Here is an 18,166-nt window from a genome sequence, read left to right on the forward strand (position 1 = left end):
CGCGCGATGGCGAAGGCGGGAATCCAGTGCAAGAATTCCGCTCGTCGAAATCATCCCGCCGCATCACCCGGAAGATCACCGCTTCCATCCGCTGCCGACCGGCGCGCACCGCGCCGTCATTCCTTCAACGCAATCGCCGCCAGCCAGCGCGCCGCACACCGGCGCTGCATCGCGCTGGGCGTGCGCCTGCGCCACCTTTCCCCTGCACCCTGGATCTGGCCATGAACACTCCACCTACGCTTCTTGCCCTGGCGATCGGCACCGCTCTCGTTGCACCACTGCACGCTGCCGAGTCGACCGACGCCGCCCATGAGACCCCCACCACCCTGAACGCGCTGCAGGTCATCGCCACGCCGCGCGGTGCCGCTGTCGCCCCCACCCAGGTGGTCGGCCCCAACCGCTACGTCATCAACGCCACCGACCTGGATGCGATGGTGTCGGGCAACAACGGCCTGTCGATGCTGAAAAACGTGCCGGGCGCGAGCTACACCGCCACCGACGGCCTCGGTCTCGACATCTCCGCCACCAGCCTGTTCGTACGCGGTTTCCGCATGAATGAAATGGGCATCACCTTCGAAGGCGTGCCGCTGAACGACAACGGCTTCCTCTCGCTTACCGGAACCAGCGTGGTCAACGTCGGCGTGCCCGATGGCATCGGCTCGATCACGGTCAGCCCGGGCGGCGCGCCGGTCAGCGTGTTCTCGAGCAGCGTCAACGGCGGCAGCCTCGAGTACCGGCTGGCAGAACTGCAGGACACACCCAGCCTGCGCATCAAGCAGGGCGTGGGCAGCAACAACACCCTGGTCACCACGGTCTCGGGCCAGAGCGGCCAGCTGGGCGAGCACGGCCCGAAGCTGCTGGTCGACCTGCAGCGCGTGTCGGCCGACAAGTACCAGGGCGCCGGCACGCAGAAGTTCCTGCGCGGCGACCTGAAGGCCCAGCAGGATGTGGCATGGGGTGACTTCACCGTGTTCCTGTCCGACAGCAAGGCCGCGGTGTGGGGCTACAACAACATCTCCTTCGACATGATCCGCAAGCTGGGCTGGAAGGCCGACAGCTTCTATCCGGACTATGCGTGGGCGTACTACGTGGCCTCGCCGGAGAACGCCGACAAATCCTGCGGCGCCTACACGTGCGGTGAGCTGTCCGAACTGATTCCGTACGACACCGGTCAGGTGACCCGTGACCGCGTCGCGTCGATCAACCACCGCTTCCAGATCACGCCAGCGCTCAGCGGCAACGTGCAGCTGTACAACGCCAACAGCCACACCCAGGCCACCTTGACCGACCCGACCGTGCCGTCACCCAACGGTGCGCCCTTCTCTGAACAGGTGCAGACGCCGCACCTCAATCGCTTGGGCGGCATGTTCAACCTGCAGTTCGAGACCGGTGCGCACACCATCACTACCGGCTTCTGGCAGGAGAAGAGCAAGGCGGCCGCCAAGACCGAGTGGTACCAGCAGCCGCTGCTGGGGGAGGGCAAACCACTGAAGGCCACCGGGCCGTTCGATGTGTACGGGCCGGAGTTCCAGACCGACAACGCATCCAGCTGGGTGACCCGTTCACGGCAGTTCTACCTGCATGACAACTACGCTGTCACCGACACGCTGGTGCTGGGGCTGGGCTTCAAGGCGGTGGACTTCAGCACCACCGGCGGTGGGATCGGCGACGCGCCGGAGCGGCCGGTGAACGGCACGCTGCGCGCCAAGAGCAACTTCCTGCCGCATGTGTCGCTGTACTGGAGCCCGACCGAGCGGACCGATGCCTTCATCGACCTGGCCAACACCATGAACGGCTATCGCGTGGCCCAGCGCGGCAACATCGGCTACACCGCATCGGCCTGGACCATCACCGACCAGGAAGAGTTCGACCGCGTGGCCGGCACTCTGCGGCCGGAGAAGAACTGGAACCTGACGGTCGGCGCCAGCCATCGCTTCGACCGGCTGACGGTGACGGCGGACGTGTTCTACAACGACATCCGCAACCGCCTGCTGTCGGCGGCGGTCGGCACCCAGTTCGCACAGATCAATACGGTGCGGCTGATGCCGAAGATGCATGTGATCGGCGCCGACCTCGGTATCACCGCCGACCTCACCGATCATCTGCAGTTCTACCAGGGCCTCGCACTGGCGCGCTCGTACTACGACAGCGATTTCGTGGTGGGCGATACCGTGTACCCGATCAAGGGCAACGCACAGCCGGGCTATCCGCAGCTGTCGCTGGTCAGCGACCTGTCCACGCACTTTGGCGGCTGGCGCTTCGGTGCCACCAGCACCTCGTACCTGCGCCAGCCCTTCACCTATGAAAACGACATCCGCGTGCCGACGTTCTGGCAGGTCAACGCATACACGGCCTACAAGCTGGGGCCGGACAGCCTGGTGCCGGGGCTGGAGCTGCGGCTGGACGTGAGCAACCTGTTCAACCGCAACAACATCGGCACCGCCACCATCGCCGGTTCGTCGTTCTCGGGGGATTACCAGACCCTGCAGCGCAGCGCACCCCGGCAGGTGATGTTCAGTACGTCGATGGCGTTCTGAGATACGAAACGGGGTCCGGAACGGGGTCGGATCCCTTTGCCACGCAAAGGGCTCCGACCCCATCCGCTGTTTGCACGATCTGCACTGATTTCGTGGCACCAACGCAAGGTTCCCACAATGTTGCTGGGTCATCCTGTACGCATGGCACAGCAGAACCCCCGTTTCCCTCCGGTCCGCAGACGCGTCCATGGACGTCCGCGTCCGGTGCCGTTCGCGGCACCGGCGGTCGACCTGGAGGCCGAGTACCAGTTCTGGCAGGTCTATGACCGCGTGGTCCGGCCCCTGCCCGGGGGCGGCTTCCGCCTGGCCTGGCTTGTGCTGCAGACCGTATACCGGGCACGGGCGCGCTATCCCGGCGACACCCACAAGCTCGCGCTGTCACGCGTGCTGTTCGGCGCGAACATGACCGCCGACCGCGCCGCCGAGCTGGAGGAACTGTACGCGCTGGTCAGCCGGCGGCTGGCGGCGGTGGCGGTACGCGGCCAGGATCCCCTCCGCATGATGGGGTCCTGATCCGTCCCGCATCACCCACCACGCGCGGCACCGCCTCCGTCAGCTGACCTTGCAGGGCATGCAGATCCGTCCCACCCCGCCGGCACCGGCACGCAGGTCAGGGTCGAAGAACTCCTCCTGGCTGCGGATCTGCCCGCAGCGGCTGCAGACCTTCTTTTCCTTCGACTCCAGTCCCTGCACCTGCTCGATCACCTGATCGACCGCTGCCGAGCGGATTTCCGTGCCGGCCACCTCAATCAGGCGATAGAGCCGGTCGGACAGTGTCTGCACCGGGTCGCTGCCGAGGTTGAAGCGGTTGATGCGCAGGAAGCGATAGCCGTAGCTTTCCAGCGTCAGCTGGCGCTCGACATCGGCCTCCACCAGATAGCGCTCGTGGTTGCCCACATGCACCGGCTTGTCGCGGCGGAAATGGAACTCGAAGCCGTCGTACTCGATCACGATCTGCAGTGCGCCGCGCACGGTCTGCACGGTCACCAGGAAGTCCACGCGCCACGCCGGGTGCTGGTAGGTCGGGTCGAGCTGGCGCAGGTAGTCGCCCACCGGGAACTGCGGAATGATCTCGACCGCATCGCCATGTTCCAACACGAACGGCGTCTGCTGCAGCCACTGCAGCACCTTCGATTCCATCGGGCTGCGCGCGTCGGTCTGCGCGGCGTCGGGCGCGGGGCGATCCAACTGGCTGGCGTAGTAACGCAGGGCATTGCCGATCGCACCGCGGAACGCATCGACCGGCATCGAATGGACGAACCAGATCGCCTCCTGCGCACGGGAGAAGCCGACATTCAGGCGCTGCACCTTCAGCTTGTCCTCCACCGCATCCACCGCGCCGCTCAGGCTGACCGGGAAGATGTAGTTCAGCGCGTCCTGGCCGGCGGTCGCCACCATCGAATAGAAGATCAGCCCGCGTTCCTCACCCTGGCAGGAGTCGACCGTCATCACCTTCAGCCGAAGCCGCTCTTCGAACTCGCGGCCGCGCGGATGATTGAACAGCGCCTTGGACAACAGCGTCTGCTGCTCGCGGAACGGCGTGATGATGCCCACCGTGGGCGGCGCCTCCGTATCCAGCAGTTCAACCAGGCGCTCGGCAATGAACGCCGCTTCCGCGTCGTTGGTGCTGCGGCTGGTGCGGTGCCCGCTGGCATCGACCTGGCTGAAGCGGATCACCTCCTGCAGCGGCCGGCTGCGGATCTTCAGTGCCTGCAGCTGGTGGTTGTAGAAGGTGGAGGACGAGAAACCAATCAGTTCCGCATAGCTGCGGAAATGCTTGCGCAGCATCACCGAGTACGAGGCCGAGAGCGAACAGAATTCCAGCACCGAGCGCTTCACATCGAACATGGCCAGGCGTTCCAGCACGTCGGCCTGCTGGCTGACGTTGGCGCGGAAGTAGTTGACCAGGTCCGAGCGGTACTTGTCGTTCAGCGCGATGCTGGCGTTGGCCGCCTTGACGTTGGAGAACTGCTTGGAGTCGCCCAGCACCACCACCTTGCGCGCACGCAGCAGCGCCGGCAGCGCCTGCGCCACTGACACCTGCGAGCCTTCATCGATCACCAGCACGTCGAACAGGTCCGGTGCCAGCGGCATGTACTCGCCGAACTCGCGGATGCTCGCGATCATCACCGGGAACGACTCGCGCACGCTCTCGAACTTGTCCACCGGGAATTTCTGCCGGTTGGCGATCACGCCTGCCAACGCCCGCGCGTCGGCGCGGTGATGGTCCATGAAGCTGATCAGGCGCCCATCCACGTGGGCATTCATCACCGAGGTATTCAGGCGCTCCAGCTTGGTCTTGGTGCCCACATAGTCGTATTGCGGCGCATCGACGAAGGCCTTGCACGTGGCCATCCAGCCCTGCAGGAAGCGCAGGGTCAGCGCCCACAGCGAGGGGTCGTCCTTCGGCTCGGCCAGCAGGGTCTCGACGATGGCCGGATTGAGCCGCGCCAGCAGGGTCATCGCCTGCCGTGCAACCGCTGCACCCGGTCCCGGCGCGGTGCCGTGGGCAATCTGTCGATAGCTGGCCGGTAGCTGCGTGCCCAGGCCTTCGGCCTCCAGCTTCATGCGCAGCGCGTTCGCACCCTGCACGATGGCCTGCAACGCTGCGGCATCGTGCTTGAGCAGCAGCGGCCGGGTGGTACCCAGCTGGTTGAGCTGCAGTTCCAGCCCGCGTACCGCATTGCCGCGCAGCAGATAGCCCAGCACCGGCATTTTCAGCTGCTGGTATTGCAGCAGCAGCGTGCCCAGCAGCCGTACCTGGTCGGCATCCAACGACTCGAACAGGTCCCAGCCGTCGACCGGTCGGTCGGCAAGGAAGGCCGTTGTCACCGCATCGCGGCGGATGCGCTCGTCCAGCGACGCCGGGGTGTAGTCGGTGCTGCCGAACAGATCGGCAAGATAGGCCTCAAGCACGTCGGCCTGGGCAGTCACCGCTTCCAGCTCGGCCAGCACGTTGGCATCCATCACCGCGTGCACCTGCTGCAACACCGCAGGTGCGCGTTCGCCCAGCTCCGCTTCCTGCTCGTGCATGGTCTTCACGGCGGCAAGCGAGACGCGCCCCAGCGTCTGCACGGTGCTGGAGATGGCCTGCCGCAGGGTCTGTGCGGTGTCCTGGCGCTCGCTCTCAAGAGCGGGCTGGTTGGCCTTCATGGCCTTGGCGAAGGCCGAAATCTGGCTGATGGTGCCGGTGGAGGTCAGGCGCTTGAAGTTGGCTGCCTGCTGGCCGAGCCGCAGAATCGGGTTGGGGAAATCACGATCGTGGCGAACCCGGCTCATCGCATCGGACAGCTTGTCGTACACCACGTCCAGCGCTTCGGTCTTGTCCGACAGCACCAGGCAGCTCTTCTTGTTGAACGCACAGTCGGCGGCAATGGCGGTGATGGTGTGCGACTTGCCGGTGCCGGGCGGGCCTTCGACCACCACGATCCGCCCCTGCGGCTCGCGCACCGCCAGCAGGATCTTGCGCTGTTCCTCGTTCAGCGGGATGGGCGAATCGAACACCATGCGCTCCACCAGCGGCAGCGCATCCCAGGCCGATTCCACCCGTTCCCCGATCGGCTCGGGGTTGCGCATCAGCACGCCTTCCACCATGCCGTGGAACAGATCCACCAGCTTCGACCCACCATTGCGGGCCTGGTCGATGATCTCCTCGAAATCATTCAGCAGCGCTTCGTCGGCGCGCTCGAATGCAGCCAGGTGCAGGGCAGGCGACAGCGCCACGGTGGCGGTAGAGGCCTCGCTGGCGGATGAGGACAGCGAGACCTCACCGCCCAGATCCACCGCGTTGGCCACCTGCCGGAACAGCGATGCCGCCACTTCGAACAGGCTCTGTGCCGGATCGAGGTACTGGATGCGCTCCTGGATCGGCGACACCCATTCGCGCGCCATGCCCACGGCCAGTTCCTGCAGCACGAAGTCGATCGCGCGCCGGTTGGCGAACAGGCGGTTGCTGAGCGTCAGGGTGTAACCGGACCCATCCTTGGCCCGCACCACGTCCAGCGGCAGATAGAACACCGGGTACTGCACGCCTGCGTACTTGAGCGTGCCCACGTAGAGATACAGCTGCAGGCCATCGCCGGTGGCGACATAGGTTTCCAGGTCGCGGAACTCATGGAAGGCGTCGGCCGCCACGAAGTTCTCGAAGAACGCCATCAGCGCGCTGATCGTCCCGTCACGGGTCAGCTGGTGCTCGCAAGCCTGCTGCAGCGGCAGTTCGTCGCCGGTGGCCAGCAAGCGCGCCAGCACCTCCGGCAGGGTCTGGTACAGATCCACAACGGAGCGGGTGACCAGGTCCGATTCAGCCGCGTGCAGCGAATCCATCACCCAGTACGCCTGGCCCTGCAGTGGGCCGGCCAGATGCGCGATCAGCGGCCGCACCACCTGCACGCACATCGCATCCACCAAGGTGCCCTGCACCGATTCCACCCAGGCTTCCGGGTCTTCCAGTGCACCGGCCATGCTGGCACGTGCCTTGTCCAGCACGGCCACGCGTACCATGGCGATGGCGGTCTCGGTGATGGCGTTGACCTGCTCTTCGACGATGCGGCGCAGCGTCGCGCTGATCGGCCGGGTATAGCTGCGCGGGCCGATGGTGAACGAAAGCTCCTCGCCGGAGGGCCGGCTGAGCAGCTTCCACAGCTCCTTGTCCAACGCCGGATACGGCGCGGTGCGCATGCCCGCGCGGAAGCCGGAATCGCTGGTCAGCACGATGCGGCGCCGCGGTGCCTGCGCGCGCTTGAAATCCGATTCAAGGAAATCGCGGAAGTACTGCGAGATCCGCACCGCGATTTCGCGCATCTTCGCTTCACCCAGATGCCCGCCGCCGCCGGTTGCCGCAGGTGTCAGCGGGGTGGACGCATCGGAGGTCGGCAGGTGCGGCGGCTGGGGAGTGCTCATGTATGGCAGGGCGGGCACCTGGCAGGGCAGGCACCGCTAGGGACTGGGCCCTGCATGGTCGCACGCGTCGCCCACGGCGGGGAGGGGGCCAGTGCCCTCCAGTACCGACGGCAGGATCATGTGCGACGTCAGCGATCGCCAGAACAGCGACTCGTCGTAGCTGTCAAAGTCGGTCCGGACCAGAATCGGCGACGGCAAACCCTGCGCGCGCAGGCGCAGGCGGATACTGGCGACTTCCTCACTCAGCCCCATGCCGAACAGCACCAGCTGCACCTTCGCATCGCGCAGCACGAACGATTCCTGCAGGCGCGTACCGAGGCCGGCCGCCAGGAACGTTCCCACCAGGTCGTAGTTGCGCCATTCCAGCACCGACAGGCCGCTGTCCACGCTGTAGATCGATTCCATGCGGATCAGGCCGCGCCGTCCTATCGTCCGTGATATCCGCTGACGGGCGGCCTCCTGCCCGCCCATGATGAGCATCCTGAGCAAAACCGCGTCTCCTTGTGTATGGGCTCGCGGAAATGGTCAGGGCGCAGGTGGCATGGCAGATATCAGATGAATCTGATTCCTTCGTGCATGCAACAGAGTGCTATGCACCTGGCTTGCCCCGGTCCAGCTGCCGGTAACCGATGGCCTCGGCCAGGTGCGCGGTCCGGATGGTCTCGCTTTCGGCAAGATCGGCAATGGTGCGTGCCACGCGCAGGATGCGATGCATCGCCCGCGCCGACAGCTGCAGGCGCTCGATGGCTTGTTCCAGCAGGTCCTGGTCGGCTTCGCTCAAGCGCGTGCACGCACGCAGGGCGGCAGGAGGCAGGTGCGCGTTGAGGCCACCACGCGACTGTTGCCGCGCATGTGCCGCTTCCACCCGCGAGCGAACACTGGCGCTGGGCTCGCCCAGCGGCGTGCTCTCGCGCAGCTCCACCGCATCCATGCGACTCACGTTGATGTGCAGGTCGATGCGGTCCAGCAACGGGCCGGATACTCGTGCGCGGTAGCGGGTGATGCGTTCGTCGCTGCACAGGCAGCGGTTGCTGCGGTCGCCGGCCCAGCCGCAGGGGCATGGGTTCATCGCCGCCACAAGTTGGAAGCGCGCGGGATAGACCACGCTGCGCGCCGCGCGGGAAATGCGGATGTGGCCCGACTCCAGCGGCTCGCGCAGGGTTTCCAGCGCACTGCGGTTCCACTCGGGCAGCTCATCCAGAAACAGCACGCCGTGATGCGCCAGCGAGATCTCGCCAGGGCAGGGCGGATTACCGCCGCCCACCAACGCCGCCGCGCTCGCACTGTGGTGCGGCGCCCGGAACGGCCGCTGTCGCCAGCGCTTCGGGTCCAGCCCTTCGCCGCTGACCGAGGTAATGGCGGCCAACTGCAGGGCATCGATCTCTTCGGAATCCGGCAACAGGCTGGGCAGGCGCGAGGCCAGCAGGGTCTTGCCGCAGCCCGGGCTGCCGATCAGCAATAGATGATGGCCACCGGCCGCCGCCACTTCCAACGCCCGGCGCGCGAGCGCCTGCCCGCGTACGTCGGCGAGATCCGGCAATGGCAGTGGTGTGGTGTCGACGCGTTCCACCTGCGGCAGCAAACGTGGATTCCCGAGCCCGGCACAGCATTCCAACAGAGTGCGCGCCACGCGCACATCGGCATGCTGCGCGAGGGCAGCTTCGGCAGCGTTGCCGGGTGGCACGATCAAGGTGCGCCCAGCTTCGGCGGCGGCGATGGCGGCGGGCAGCGCGCCGGACACCGGGCGCAGCTCACCGGTCAGGCCCAGCTCGCCGAGGAACTCGTACTGCAGCAGCGACTGCGGATCGACCTGGCCACTGGCAGCGAGGATGCCCAAGGCAATCGCCAGATCGTAGCGTCCGCCTTCCTTGGGCAGGTCGGCCGGGGCGAGGTTCAAGGTGATGCGCCGCTGCGGAAAATCGAAGCGCGCGCAGAGCAGGGCGGCACGCACGCGCTCGCGCGACTCACGCACGCTGGTCTCTGCCAGGCCGACAATCTGGGTAACCGGCAGACCGCCAGAGAGATGTACCTCGATGCGCACCAGCGGGGCGTCGACCCCGGCGCGGGCACGGCTGTGGACCAGCGCCAGGCTCATGTGTGGTTTCCTGCGGACAGACTCTCGATGGTGCGGTCGGCGGTCTGCGGGTGCTATCGGGGCTTGCAGGTGATGCGCCTAGGTGGATTCTGGCCCGCAGGCCACGCCCACGCGTAATGCGCTGCCGTATGACCCAACAAACTACGTGTTGACAAGGTGGAACGAGCGTTCTACCTTGGCGCTATGGACAAGCCCATGACCGACACCAAGCAGAAGATCCTGGCAACGGTCGAAGCGCTGATCTATCAGAACGGTATCCATGCCACGGGCATGGACCTGCTGGTGAAGACCTCCGGCGTCGCCCGCAAGAGCATCTACCGTCATTTCGAAAACAAGGACGAGGTCGCAGCCGCTGCATTGAGTGCGCGCGACGTGCGTTGGCTCGACTGGTTCATGCAGGAATGCAACAAGGCCGATGGCCCCGAAGAACGCATCCTGCGCATGTTCACCGTGCTCAAGGGGTGGTTCCAGTCGGAAGGCTACCGCGGCTGTGCGTTCATCAACACCGCAGGCGAAGTCGGAAATCCCGATGATCCGATCAGGGTGATCGCCAAGCACCATAAACGGAAACTGCTCGACTACACGCTTGAGCTCACAGGCCAGCTGGACATCAAGCAGCCGGCCACTCTGGCACGGCAACTGCTGGTGCTGGTGGAAGGCGCAATCACCATATCGCGCGTAATGGGCGACTACGACGCCGCAGACAATGCAAGAGACGTCGCGCAGTTGCTGCTGAAACAGGCCACGCGTTAGCGCCCGGGCGACACCGAATCCGTTGAAGCAACCCGTTCATCCATTTTGACTGGAGGTCACACCGTGTCCGCTGCTGAAACCCGTCCCCCGCTTCCCCCCTTCACCCTTGAATCGGCGATCCAGAAGGTTCGCCTTGCCGAAGATGGTTGGAACACCCGCGATGCCGACAAGGTCGCGCTTGCCTACTCGCTCGACACCACGTGGCGTAATCGTGCCGAGTTTACCGACGGTCGGGAGGAAGCCCGGCAGTTCCTTGCGCGCAAATGGAAGAAGGAGCTGGAGTACCGCCTGATCAAGGAACTATGGGCCTTTACCGGGAACCGTATCGCCGTGCGCTATGCGTACGAATGGCGCGACGATTCCGGCAACTGGTTCCGCTCGTATGGAAACGAGAACTGGGAATTCGGGGCGGATGGTTTGATGGTGCGTCGCTTCTCGTGCATCAACGACATGCCCATCAAGGAAAGCGAGCGCAAGTTCCACTGGCCGCTGGGGCGTCGCCCGTATGATCATCCAGGGCTGTCCGATCTGGGCATGTAAGCTTGCTGGGTCTGTCGCAGCGGCTTGATCCAGCGCACGCCCAGCTCGCGAGGGTGCTGATCTTGGCCGCAAGCGGCTGCGCAGCAGCCATCACGTAGTGGGTCGCCAATGGAGAAAGCCGCGCGCGAAGGCTTCTTTGGCCTGCTCAAACGCGAGCGGATCTATCGAACGAACTACACCCCACTGGATGCGGCACGAGCGGATGTGTTTGACGACATCGAGCGACTCCCCCATCCATGCGGCGAAGGATCGTCCAGCTAGATCGGAAGTTTGCAGCCCTTCTACAACCGTCCGTGATTTCGGGGTAGAACCCCACCCACCTACTCGGAGATCGGCCGCAGGCCATCTATTTCGAGGATTCCGCTGAACAACGTCGCGGGATTACACAACTAAGTGCCCAGCTTCCCGCTAACGGAATAGAGAGGCTCCAACAGCCATTCATAGAGTTTGCGGCGCTCGCCCATGATGTCGGCTTCCAGCTGCATGCCAGGACGAAGTGGTTCCGTCTTACCGTAAGCCAGCACTCCCTGTTGATCCAACGAGACCAGGACTCGATACAGGGACCGCTTTGCATCGCCGTCCTTCTGGGATCCCGTCAGCGCGCTGCGAGAGATGCGGATGACCGTTCCTTCGTGGGCTCCAAACTTCTGGTAAGGATAAGCTTGATAGCGCAGGAGAACTCGGTCGCCTGATTTGACGAACCCAATGGCCGAACTGGGCACCAGCAGCTGTGCTCTAAGCTCGGACCCCTTGGGAAGCAGGCTGAGAATGGGCTGTCCCGGCTGCACCGCCTGGCCTGCCTCGACGAGTCGATTTGCCACCAATCCCGTTACCGGTGCTCGAAGCAGCAGCTCTCCGTCGGCCTCCATCCGGACGGTCTCCTGACTCAATGCAGCCAGATCACGTTCAGAAGCCGCCTTGGCGGAGAGCCTCTGATGGGGAATTTCTGCAAGCCGCTGTTCCAGTTCGGCCAAGTTCCGCCGAATTGAGGTCGCTTGGCGTTGAAGCGCTTGTTGTGCGTTGACCGCCTCGAGCATCGATTGCTCTTGTTGGTTGATCTGAACCAGGCTTACGTAGCGCTCAACCTCGACGCTCCGATATCGGGCGAGGGTCTCGCGACCAATTCGCACCTGCTCGCCGCGGGTGTGGATCTCTGCCTCGATCTGCGAAAGCTCGCGCAGCAGCGCAGTGCGTTGGGCCTTCGCACCCTCCTGCTGTGCTGAGAGCTGCCTGTCCTGAAATCCGCTCATCGCCTCCACACTGGTCATACGGGAGCGTTGTGCCTCAAGCAAGGTCGACACGGCATCCTGTCCTGAGGAGGTGACCCGCGGCACGTTGATCGTCAGCAGCCCGTCCTGGCGTTGGACGTGATCCCCTTCTTCAATATCCAGTCTCGCAACCACACCTGCCGACGGAGCGACCATAGTGGAAAGCCCGAGATCGGGCACAAGCTCACCCAAAACCCTCGATCTGCGTGAATACTCGGCCAAGCAAAGGAAGCTGACGATGGCCAAGGCAGCCATCGCTGCGAACACCGCCAGAATCCAGAAGCGGAGCGGTTGCGCCAGGGATACTCCACCAAGCCAACTTCGCCGCTGGGCATCGATGGCTTCTTTGCGGAATAGGCCACTCATGCCGGGACCTCCTCGACGCCACCTTGTGCCGCCTCCATGGAGCTTGACGCGTTCTGCGTCAGGACGCGTGCCACAGCACCGGCGTGCATGATCAGCACCCGGTCGGCACTGGCGATGGTCTCTGGGCGATGGGCGATGATCACCCGGGTCAGCTCAAGCCGCCCGACGGCTTCATTCACCAGCCTTTCCCGCTCAACATCCAGATGGCTGGTTGCCTCGTCCAGGAAGAGCAACCGGGGCTCGCGATACAGCGCGCGTGCGAGGATCACCCGCTGCTTCTGACCGCCAGAGAGGGTCGTCCCCATGTCGCCGATCAGGCTGTTGTAGCCCATGGGCATCGCTGCGATATCGTCATGCACGGCGGCCAACTGTGCGGCTTCACGCACCCTGGCTTCATCATGGTGATCGTCTTCGAAGGCGATGTTCTCGCTGACACTTCCCGCGAAGAGCTGGTCATCCTGCATCACCGCGCCGACCATGCGGCGATACTCGCTTACGCTGATCTTTGACAGAGGCACGCCTCCGATGCGGATCTCACCTTCCGTCGGCTGGAGAAGGCCAAGGAGTATCTTGACCAGTGTGGTCTTTCCGCAGCCGGATTGGCCGATGATGGCGACGGATTCACCAGGATCCACCACAAAGCTGCAGTTCCTCAGCACCCATGGTTCTCCTGGGGCATAGCGGAAGCCAAGCCCTTCGACCTCAATTCGGATGCCGTCCGGCGACAGAGCGCTGGTGCTGGAAGTGAGGCTCTCTGGTTCGGCGAGAACAATGTCGGAGAGTCGTTCGCCGTGCAGGCGAAGCATGCGGAATTCCACCCACTTGTCGATCAACGCTCCCACCCGCTGTGAAAACTGGTCTTTGTAGGCGAGGTAAGCAATCAGCATGCCGACGGAGAACACGTTTTCCATCGCCAGTAGTGCACCCAGCCAAATAGCCGCAACGCGCTCCAGCCCAAACAGCAAGTGATTGGCGCCACCGAAGCTCAGCCCAAACTTCGAGAGCCAAACGTCTTGATTGACCGTTTCGTTCATAAGGTTGAAGTAGCCTGCTTGGCGAACGGATTCTCGGCCGGCGACCTTTACCGATTGAACTCCGCGAATGGACTCAAGCAGATGGCTCTCTTGGCGTGCACCGGCGATCAATTGCTTCTCTGTGCCTCGCCGGAGGGGCGCGAAGGCACAGGCACGCGCGACTGCATACAGAGCAACCGCAAGCAGCGTGACCAGCGCAAGCTTCCAGCTGTAGAGCAGCATCATTCCCAGCGTAATAATCGCCATTAGGCCATCAATAAGCGCCTCTACGAAGCTTGTCGTCAATGTCTGCTGGATGGATTGGACGCTTCCCATCCGTGAGGTGACATCACCTAGATGGCGCTTCTCAAAGAAGTCCAAGGGCAAATGCAGCAGGTGCCGGAAGACGTTCCCGGTCCATTGGAGGTTAAGCCGGTTCGACAGGTAGATGACCGCTCGGCCTCGGATCTGCCCGATGCAGACCTGCAGCAGCAGCGCCAAGGCAAACCCCGTGCCCAGTACGGTCAGCAAGTCTCTGTCATGGGCAATGAGCGCTTGGTCGACGGTCCATTGCATGAAGAATGGTGCTATCAGGACGAACACCTGAAGAGCAAGGGACAGGAGCAGCAGCAAGCCAAAGGCCTGCCAGAGCCCGTCGATCCTTCCTGTCAGCTGTGCAAGCGAGACGGCCGGCGGGCGAGGGGTAGCCCGGAACTCGGCAGTTGGATGCAACTCCAGAACGATTCCAGTGAAGTGCCTTGAGACTTCCTCCAAGGAAAGCTTGCGCTTGCCAAAGGCCGGATCCAGAACGGTAACGCCATTGCGATGCACCTTGTTGATCACGACGAAGTGATTGAGGTCCCAGTGCGCGATGCAAGGCAGTAGAAGTTGGCTCAAGTGCTCCAGGTCTAGGCGTAGTGGGCGGCAGCGAAAGCCGAGCGCTCCCCCGATTTCAATAATTTGAGCCAGAGTCGCACCCTTAAGAGAAAGGGCATGGCGGCGACGGAGTTCTCGGAGTCCAATCTTGTTGCCATGATGTGATGCAACCATGGCCAAGCATGCAAGTCCGCATTCCGCCGCTTCGGATTGAGTGACGGCGTCAATAAACTAAGATCTTCAGAAAGTGTGAAAGGAGGATTTGAAAGTCCTTGTTGTACCACTGCTGTAGCAGATGCACACGGCGCATGGTCTCTAGCGGATAAGGCTGTCGGCCACGACGCCCAGCACCCAAGTAGTGCGGGTCAACGAATGCCTACAACCCCTCCCATGGCACTACCTGCTCTACTTCGGCAAAGAAGATCGCGCGCCGGGTCGGCTTGCTCTGGCGCAATCCATCAGGCTGCAGGCGAGCGGCCGGCACCACCGGCAGAGCATCCCTCTGTGTACACCGGCGCAAGAGCTGAAGAAAGTAGAAGGGCTGCGAAAGCTGGTCCATTTTTCTATTGCGCTTTTACACGAAATTAATTGTCAGGTGGGCGAACCTTTCTCTGCTCTGTAGCTGCCACAAGTGCCCCATAAGCAAGTGAGCCTACCACTACAGAGATCAGTCCCGTGCTCCATATATTTCTAGAGCCAATTATTGCCCAGATAATTATGGCCCCGGCGCCCCAGGTCATGAGGAAGTTCAGAGAATTGATAGACCACCGCAAGCCGAAGTGATGCTGAAGTTGATCCACACCAATGGATCGGCCAACCTTCTTTAATAGCCATAGTGCAAGTAATGGTTTCGGATAAATCATGCAGTCTATTCCTCTTGCTATGAATTCTTTCAGTCAGGTGCCGTCGATTTTCACGGCGGCACCCTTGAGAATTATCTTTCTCTTTTCGTAACTGGAACGGGCTTGCGATAGCCGGTAATCGCACCCGCTACCAGGCCGACAGCAAAGCCAATAGGGCCACCTGTCAAGCCACCAGCAGCAGCCCCCACCGCCATATCTCGAAACTGCTGGTGACTCTCTGGAGTGTAAATGCTTGCTCCTTGATTTCCGCCGCTAACCTCGATTACTTCTGCATGTGTCAGATTACGCATTATGGAACTCCTAGTTAGATTGCGCAGATCCCCGCGCCCGGGGTCGAGATTTTTTTGACAAATCCCCAGGAAAAGCTTCTGTTTTCCATCAGTGAATCGGGTCTTCGACGCCCGGCCACCCTGTTGACGGTGGCGCTATTAGAGTTGCCTGATGTTGTTGCAAAAGCCAAGGGGTTGGGGCAATGCCGTCAAAACCCGGGATGTCTTTGGCGTTGTTGCATAGGGGGGGGGCATTTCATGAGCCCTTGCGGGACATCGCATCCGGCGGGCATGGGCCGCTTCGTCAGGTTCTTCCGGTAGAGGATTCAGTGCGTGGCAAATACGACATTGCTTGCCCGGCGAGGAAGTTCAGGTGCCCATGCGATGTTGAATCACCCCGGTTTCTGTAGACACCCCGAAGCTTCATTGTGAATGCTGCTTTTCGAACTCCACCGGAGACAGCCCGTTGTTGTGTCCTTTCTGTCGTCTGGTGTTGTAGAACATCTCGATGCAGTTGAAGACGTAGGACTTTGCTTCCTTGCGTGTCACGTTGATCCGGCGTTTGAAGCGCTCGCGCTTGAGAAGTTGGAAGAAGTTCTCGGCGAGCGAGGCCGTTGTGTCGCAGGCACTGGCGGACAAGCTGTTTCCGGGGGGCGGCGCCGTCGGCAAGTTCCTGTATGCCGATGCGCAGCACCCCATCCAGGTGGTCGGCGTGGTCAAGACGCTTTCCCGGCCTGTTCTGAAGACCGATGCAGACAATGACATGTCACTCATCCTGCCGTTGATTCCGGACGGGCCCCGCGTGATGTTCACCATCCGTGCTGCGGATGGGCGAGTGGCGGACGTGATTGCGTCCAGTGAGGCCGCGTTGTCGCAGCGCGATGCGAACCGCACCATCGCCCGCAGCATCTCGTTCCGGGAGCTGCGCGCCGACTACTTCCGCCACGATCAAACCATGGCGATCATGTTCCTGAGCTCCGGGTTGGCGCTGTTGGTGGTAACTGCAACGGGCGTGTATGGACTGGCCAGCTTCTGGGTCCGCAAGCGGTATCGTCAGATCGGTATCCGGCGCGCACTGCGCGCCCGCAAATCCGACATCCTGCGGTACTTCCTGGTGGAGAACCTGATTCTCACCGCCGCCGGGTCTGCTGTCGGCACCGCACTGGCCATCGGTCTGAACATGGCCGTGGCCCGGTACTACGAGGTAGCCAGGATCGAGGCGCCATTTCTCGCGATTGGCGTGCTGACCGTGCTTCTGTTGGGCCAGGCCGCAGCCTATGCTCCGGCCCGACGAGCAGCCAAAGAAGCCCCGGTAGCGATCCTGCAGCGCGTGATGCTTACTGGCCGGTCATCCGGCTAGTGCTTCTGCCAGCGCACCGTTCCTTACGAGCGGTGCGGGTCAACGGTAGCGTCGAGCCCGCACCGCTGCTTGCGGGGCACGCGCCCTGCGACGCTACGCAACCTCGCCTCGAACCACGACGGCTCGTCAGGCGCCACCAGCAACCGCGCGCGGCTCGGGTCCTGGCTCAGCCAACGGCGGAAGTTGGCGTGCAGGTATGCGATATCAGGCGCACGCCGCAATGCATCCGTAGGGATTCGGATCACCACGCGCGGCGATGCGTTCTCCACCGCCAGCACCCGAACGCCCTTGCACCGGATTTCGAAGGATGTCGCTTCGGAATAGCGCGTGTGCAGTTCAAAACCTTCCTGGGCCTTCGCGGCCACGAAGCCGAGCGCATCACTTCGCAGCAACCGGTAATCGAACGCATGCAGCGTTTGATAGGCCCACACCTGCTCGCCTGCAGGTTTGGGCCAGTGCATCCACACTACGATGGCCAAGAGGACGCACAGTGCCGCAGCGGCAAGGCCGCGCCTCTTCATTCGTAGCGCCGGGAATGGGAAGAAGGCCACGTTCACAAGCGCGCTGTCACTCCCCTGGCCGCACCCGTTCGTGGATGAAGGCGGTAAGTGCGATATCGGCCATCACCAGCCCCTCCATCACCCGGTCGCCCACGTACTGATCGGGCTTACCGTTTTGGCGCGTGCGCTCGGCCGCCAGCAGGATCTCCTGCACGACGCGCTGGCCCGTCAGCGCGCAGTCGGCGTCGGACAACTGCATCTGCCTGCTGCGCAGGTGATGGTGTTCGGGCCACGGCTGACCGTCGGCCGCAGCGCCTGCGCCGATGCTGCGAAGGATGGCGATGAGGCTGTTGGGGTCCAGGGCAGGGGCGGGCGAGGGCGCTTCCTGGATGGGGCGCGGGTGAGGGGAGTGCGGTGTGGTCATGGCAGGCTCCGTGCAAGCAGGCAGAAGCCGCCACCGATAAAGGTGGCGGACGATGCGTGGCTCGAAAACCGGTTGCTGTTGTAAGGCCGGCGGGTACAAGACCCCCACGCACCGCCCGCCATAGCCGGCAGACGGATTGCCAGCCGGCACCACGCGGGGTGGTGCCGGCTGACAAGCGTAAACAACAACAGCAATCGGGTTTTCGACGCCCGGCCACCCGTTGTCGGTGGCCCTACCAGAGTTGCCTGATGTTGTTGGAAATGCCAAGGGGTTGGGGTCAATGCCGCCAAAGCCCGAGACGTTTTTAGCATTCTCGCATAGGGGCCAGCGCTGCGAGACGCGTTGAGGGCAGGACTCTTGGCCTTTGTGTGATGAGTCCGCCCGGTTCATCCTCTGGACGACA

The 18,166-nt window shown here is 63.1% G+C and carries 13 protein-coding genes and 3 pseudogenes; 6 read left to right on the forward strand and 10 right to left on the reverse strand.

Annotated elements, in window-relative coordinates:
- Positions 1–221 precede the first annotated feature (221 nt).
- Positions 222–2,537: a TonB-dependent receptor gene (locus H3005_RS04965; RefSeq protein ID WP_191077676.1), complete on the forward strand. Its 2,316-nt coding sequence runs from the start codon at positions 222–224 to the stop codon at positions 2,535–2,537.
- Positions 2,538–2,741: 204 nt separating this feature from the next.
- Positions 2,742–3,050 carry a hypothetical protein gene (locus tag H3005_RS04970; RefSeq protein ID WP_331273733.1) on the forward strand — a complete coding sequence of 103 codons (309 nt, stop codon included), beginning with the start codon at positions 2,742–2,744 and terminating at the stop codon, positions 3,048–3,050.
- Positions 3,051–3,089: 39 nt separating this feature from the next.
- Here H3005_RS04970 and H3005_RS04975 read toward each other — a convergent pair whose 3' ends face one another.
- The 3 genes from H3005_RS04975 to H3005_RS04985 all read right to left on the reverse strand — a co-directional run bounded on the left by H3005_RS04975 (position 3,090) and on the right by H3005_RS04985 (position 9,531).
- Positions 3,090–7,436, reverse strand: coding sequence for an AAA domain-containing protein (locus H3005_RS04975; protein ID WP_191077678.1), 4,347 nt, complete (start codon positions 7,434–7,436; stop codon positions 3,090–3,092).
- Positions 7,437–7,472: 36 nt separating this feature from the next.
- A complete protein-coding gene (locus H3005_RS04980; protein ID WP_133119703.1) occupies positions 7,473–7,916 on the reverse strand; it encodes a hypothetical protein in 444 nt (147 codons plus the stop codon).
- A 109-nt stretch (positions 7,917–8,025) separates the two neighbouring features.
- Complete coding sequence (locus tag H3005_RS04985) at positions 8,026–9,531, reverse strand: YifB family Mg chelatase-like AAA ATPase (protein WP_191077679.1); 1,506 nt, start codon at positions 9,529–9,531, stop codon at positions 8,026–8,028.
- A gap of 183 nt (positions 9,532–9,714) precedes the next feature.
- On the opposite strand from H3005_RS04985, the gene H3005_RS04990 reads away from it, so the two are divergent.
- The 3 genes and pseudogenes from H3005_RS04990 to H3005_RS05000 all read left to right on the forward strand — a co-directional run.
- Positions 9,715–10,284, forward strand: coding sequence for a TetR/AcrR family transcriptional regulator (locus H3005_RS04990; protein WP_180165154.1), 570 nt, complete (start codon positions 9,715–9,717; stop codon positions 10,282–10,284).
- A 63-nt stretch (positions 10,285–10,347) separates the two neighbouring features.
- Positions 10,348–10,824 carry a nuclear transport factor 2 family protein gene (locus H3005_RS04995; RefSeq protein WP_191077680.1) on the forward strand — a complete coding sequence of 159 codons (477 nt, stop codon included), beginning with the start codon at positions 10,348–10,350 and terminating at the stop codon, positions 10,822–10,824.
- 111 nt (positions 10,825–10,935) lie between these two features.
- Positions 10,936–11,132: pseudogene (locus tag H3005_RS05000) on the forward strand (IS3 family transposase); the annotation flags it as partial.
- Between the two features lie 81 nt (positions 11,133–11,213).
- Here the strand turns inward: H3005_RS05000 and H3005_RS05005 are convergent.
- The 5 genes and pseudogenes from H3005_RS05005 to H3005_RS05020 all read right to left on the reverse strand — a co-directional run.
- Positions 11,214–12,458, reverse strand: a complete 1,245-nt coding sequence (locus H3005_RS05005; protein WP_191077681.1) for an HlyD family efflux transporter periplasmic adaptor subunit — start codon at positions 12,456–12,458, stop codon at positions 11,214–11,216.
- Entirely contained in the window at positions 12,455–14,575 is a 2,121-nt protein-coding gene (locus H3005_RS05010) for a peptidase domain-containing ABC transporter (RefSeq protein ID WP_331273739.1), read from the reverse strand. Before H3005_RS05010 ends, H3005_RS05005 begins: the two co-directional genes overlap by 4 nt.
- A gap of 49 nt (positions 14,576–14,624) precedes the next feature.
- A pseudogene (locus tag H3005_RS20895) lies at positions 14,625–14,831 on the reverse strand (hypothetical protein); the annotation flags it as partial.
- Positions 14,832–15,281: 450 nt separating this feature from the next.
- A complete protein-coding gene (locus tag H3005_RS05015) occupies positions 15,282–15,500 on the reverse strand; it encodes a hypothetical protein (protein WP_191077682.1) in 219 nt (72 codons plus the stop codon).
- Positions 15,501–15,902: 402 nt separating this feature from the next.
- Positions 15,903–16,091: pseudogene (locus H3005_RS05020) on the reverse strand (IS3 family transposase); the annotation flags it as partial.
- Between the two features lie 4 nt (positions 16,092–16,095).
- Between H3005_RS05020 and H3005_RS21120 the strand changes: the two are divergent.
- Positions 16,096–16,839 carry an FtsX-like permease family protein gene (locus tag H3005_RS21120; protein ID WP_331273734.1) on the forward strand — a complete coding sequence of 248 codons (744 nt, stop codon included), beginning with the start codon at positions 16,096–16,098 and terminating at the stop codon, positions 16,837–16,839.
- Between the two features lie 23 nt (positions 16,840–16,862).
- Here H3005_RS21120 and H3005_RS05030 read toward each other — a convergent pair whose 3' ends face one another.
- The gene (locus H3005_RS05030) at positions 16,863–17,300 is read right to left on the reverse strand and encodes a cold-shock protein (RefSeq protein ID WP_331273735.1); all 438 of its coding nucleotides are present in this window, start codon (positions 17,298–17,300) and stop codon (positions 16,863–16,865) included.
- 106 nt (positions 17,301–17,406) lie between these two features.
- Positions 17,407–17,763, reverse strand: a complete 357-nt coding sequence (locus H3005_RS05035) for a hypothetical protein (protein WP_191077685.1) — start codon at positions 17,761–17,763, stop codon at positions 17,407–17,409.
- Between the last annotated feature and the right edge of the window lie 403 nt (positions 17,764–18,166).

The sequence above is a fragment of the Stenotrophomonas sp. Br8 genome (assembly GCF_014763005.1).
In the GTDB taxonomy this organism is placed as follows: domain Bacteria; phylum Pseudomonadota; class Gammaproteobacteria; order Xanthomonadales; family Xanthomonadaceae; genus Stenotrophomonas; species Stenotrophomonas lactitubi.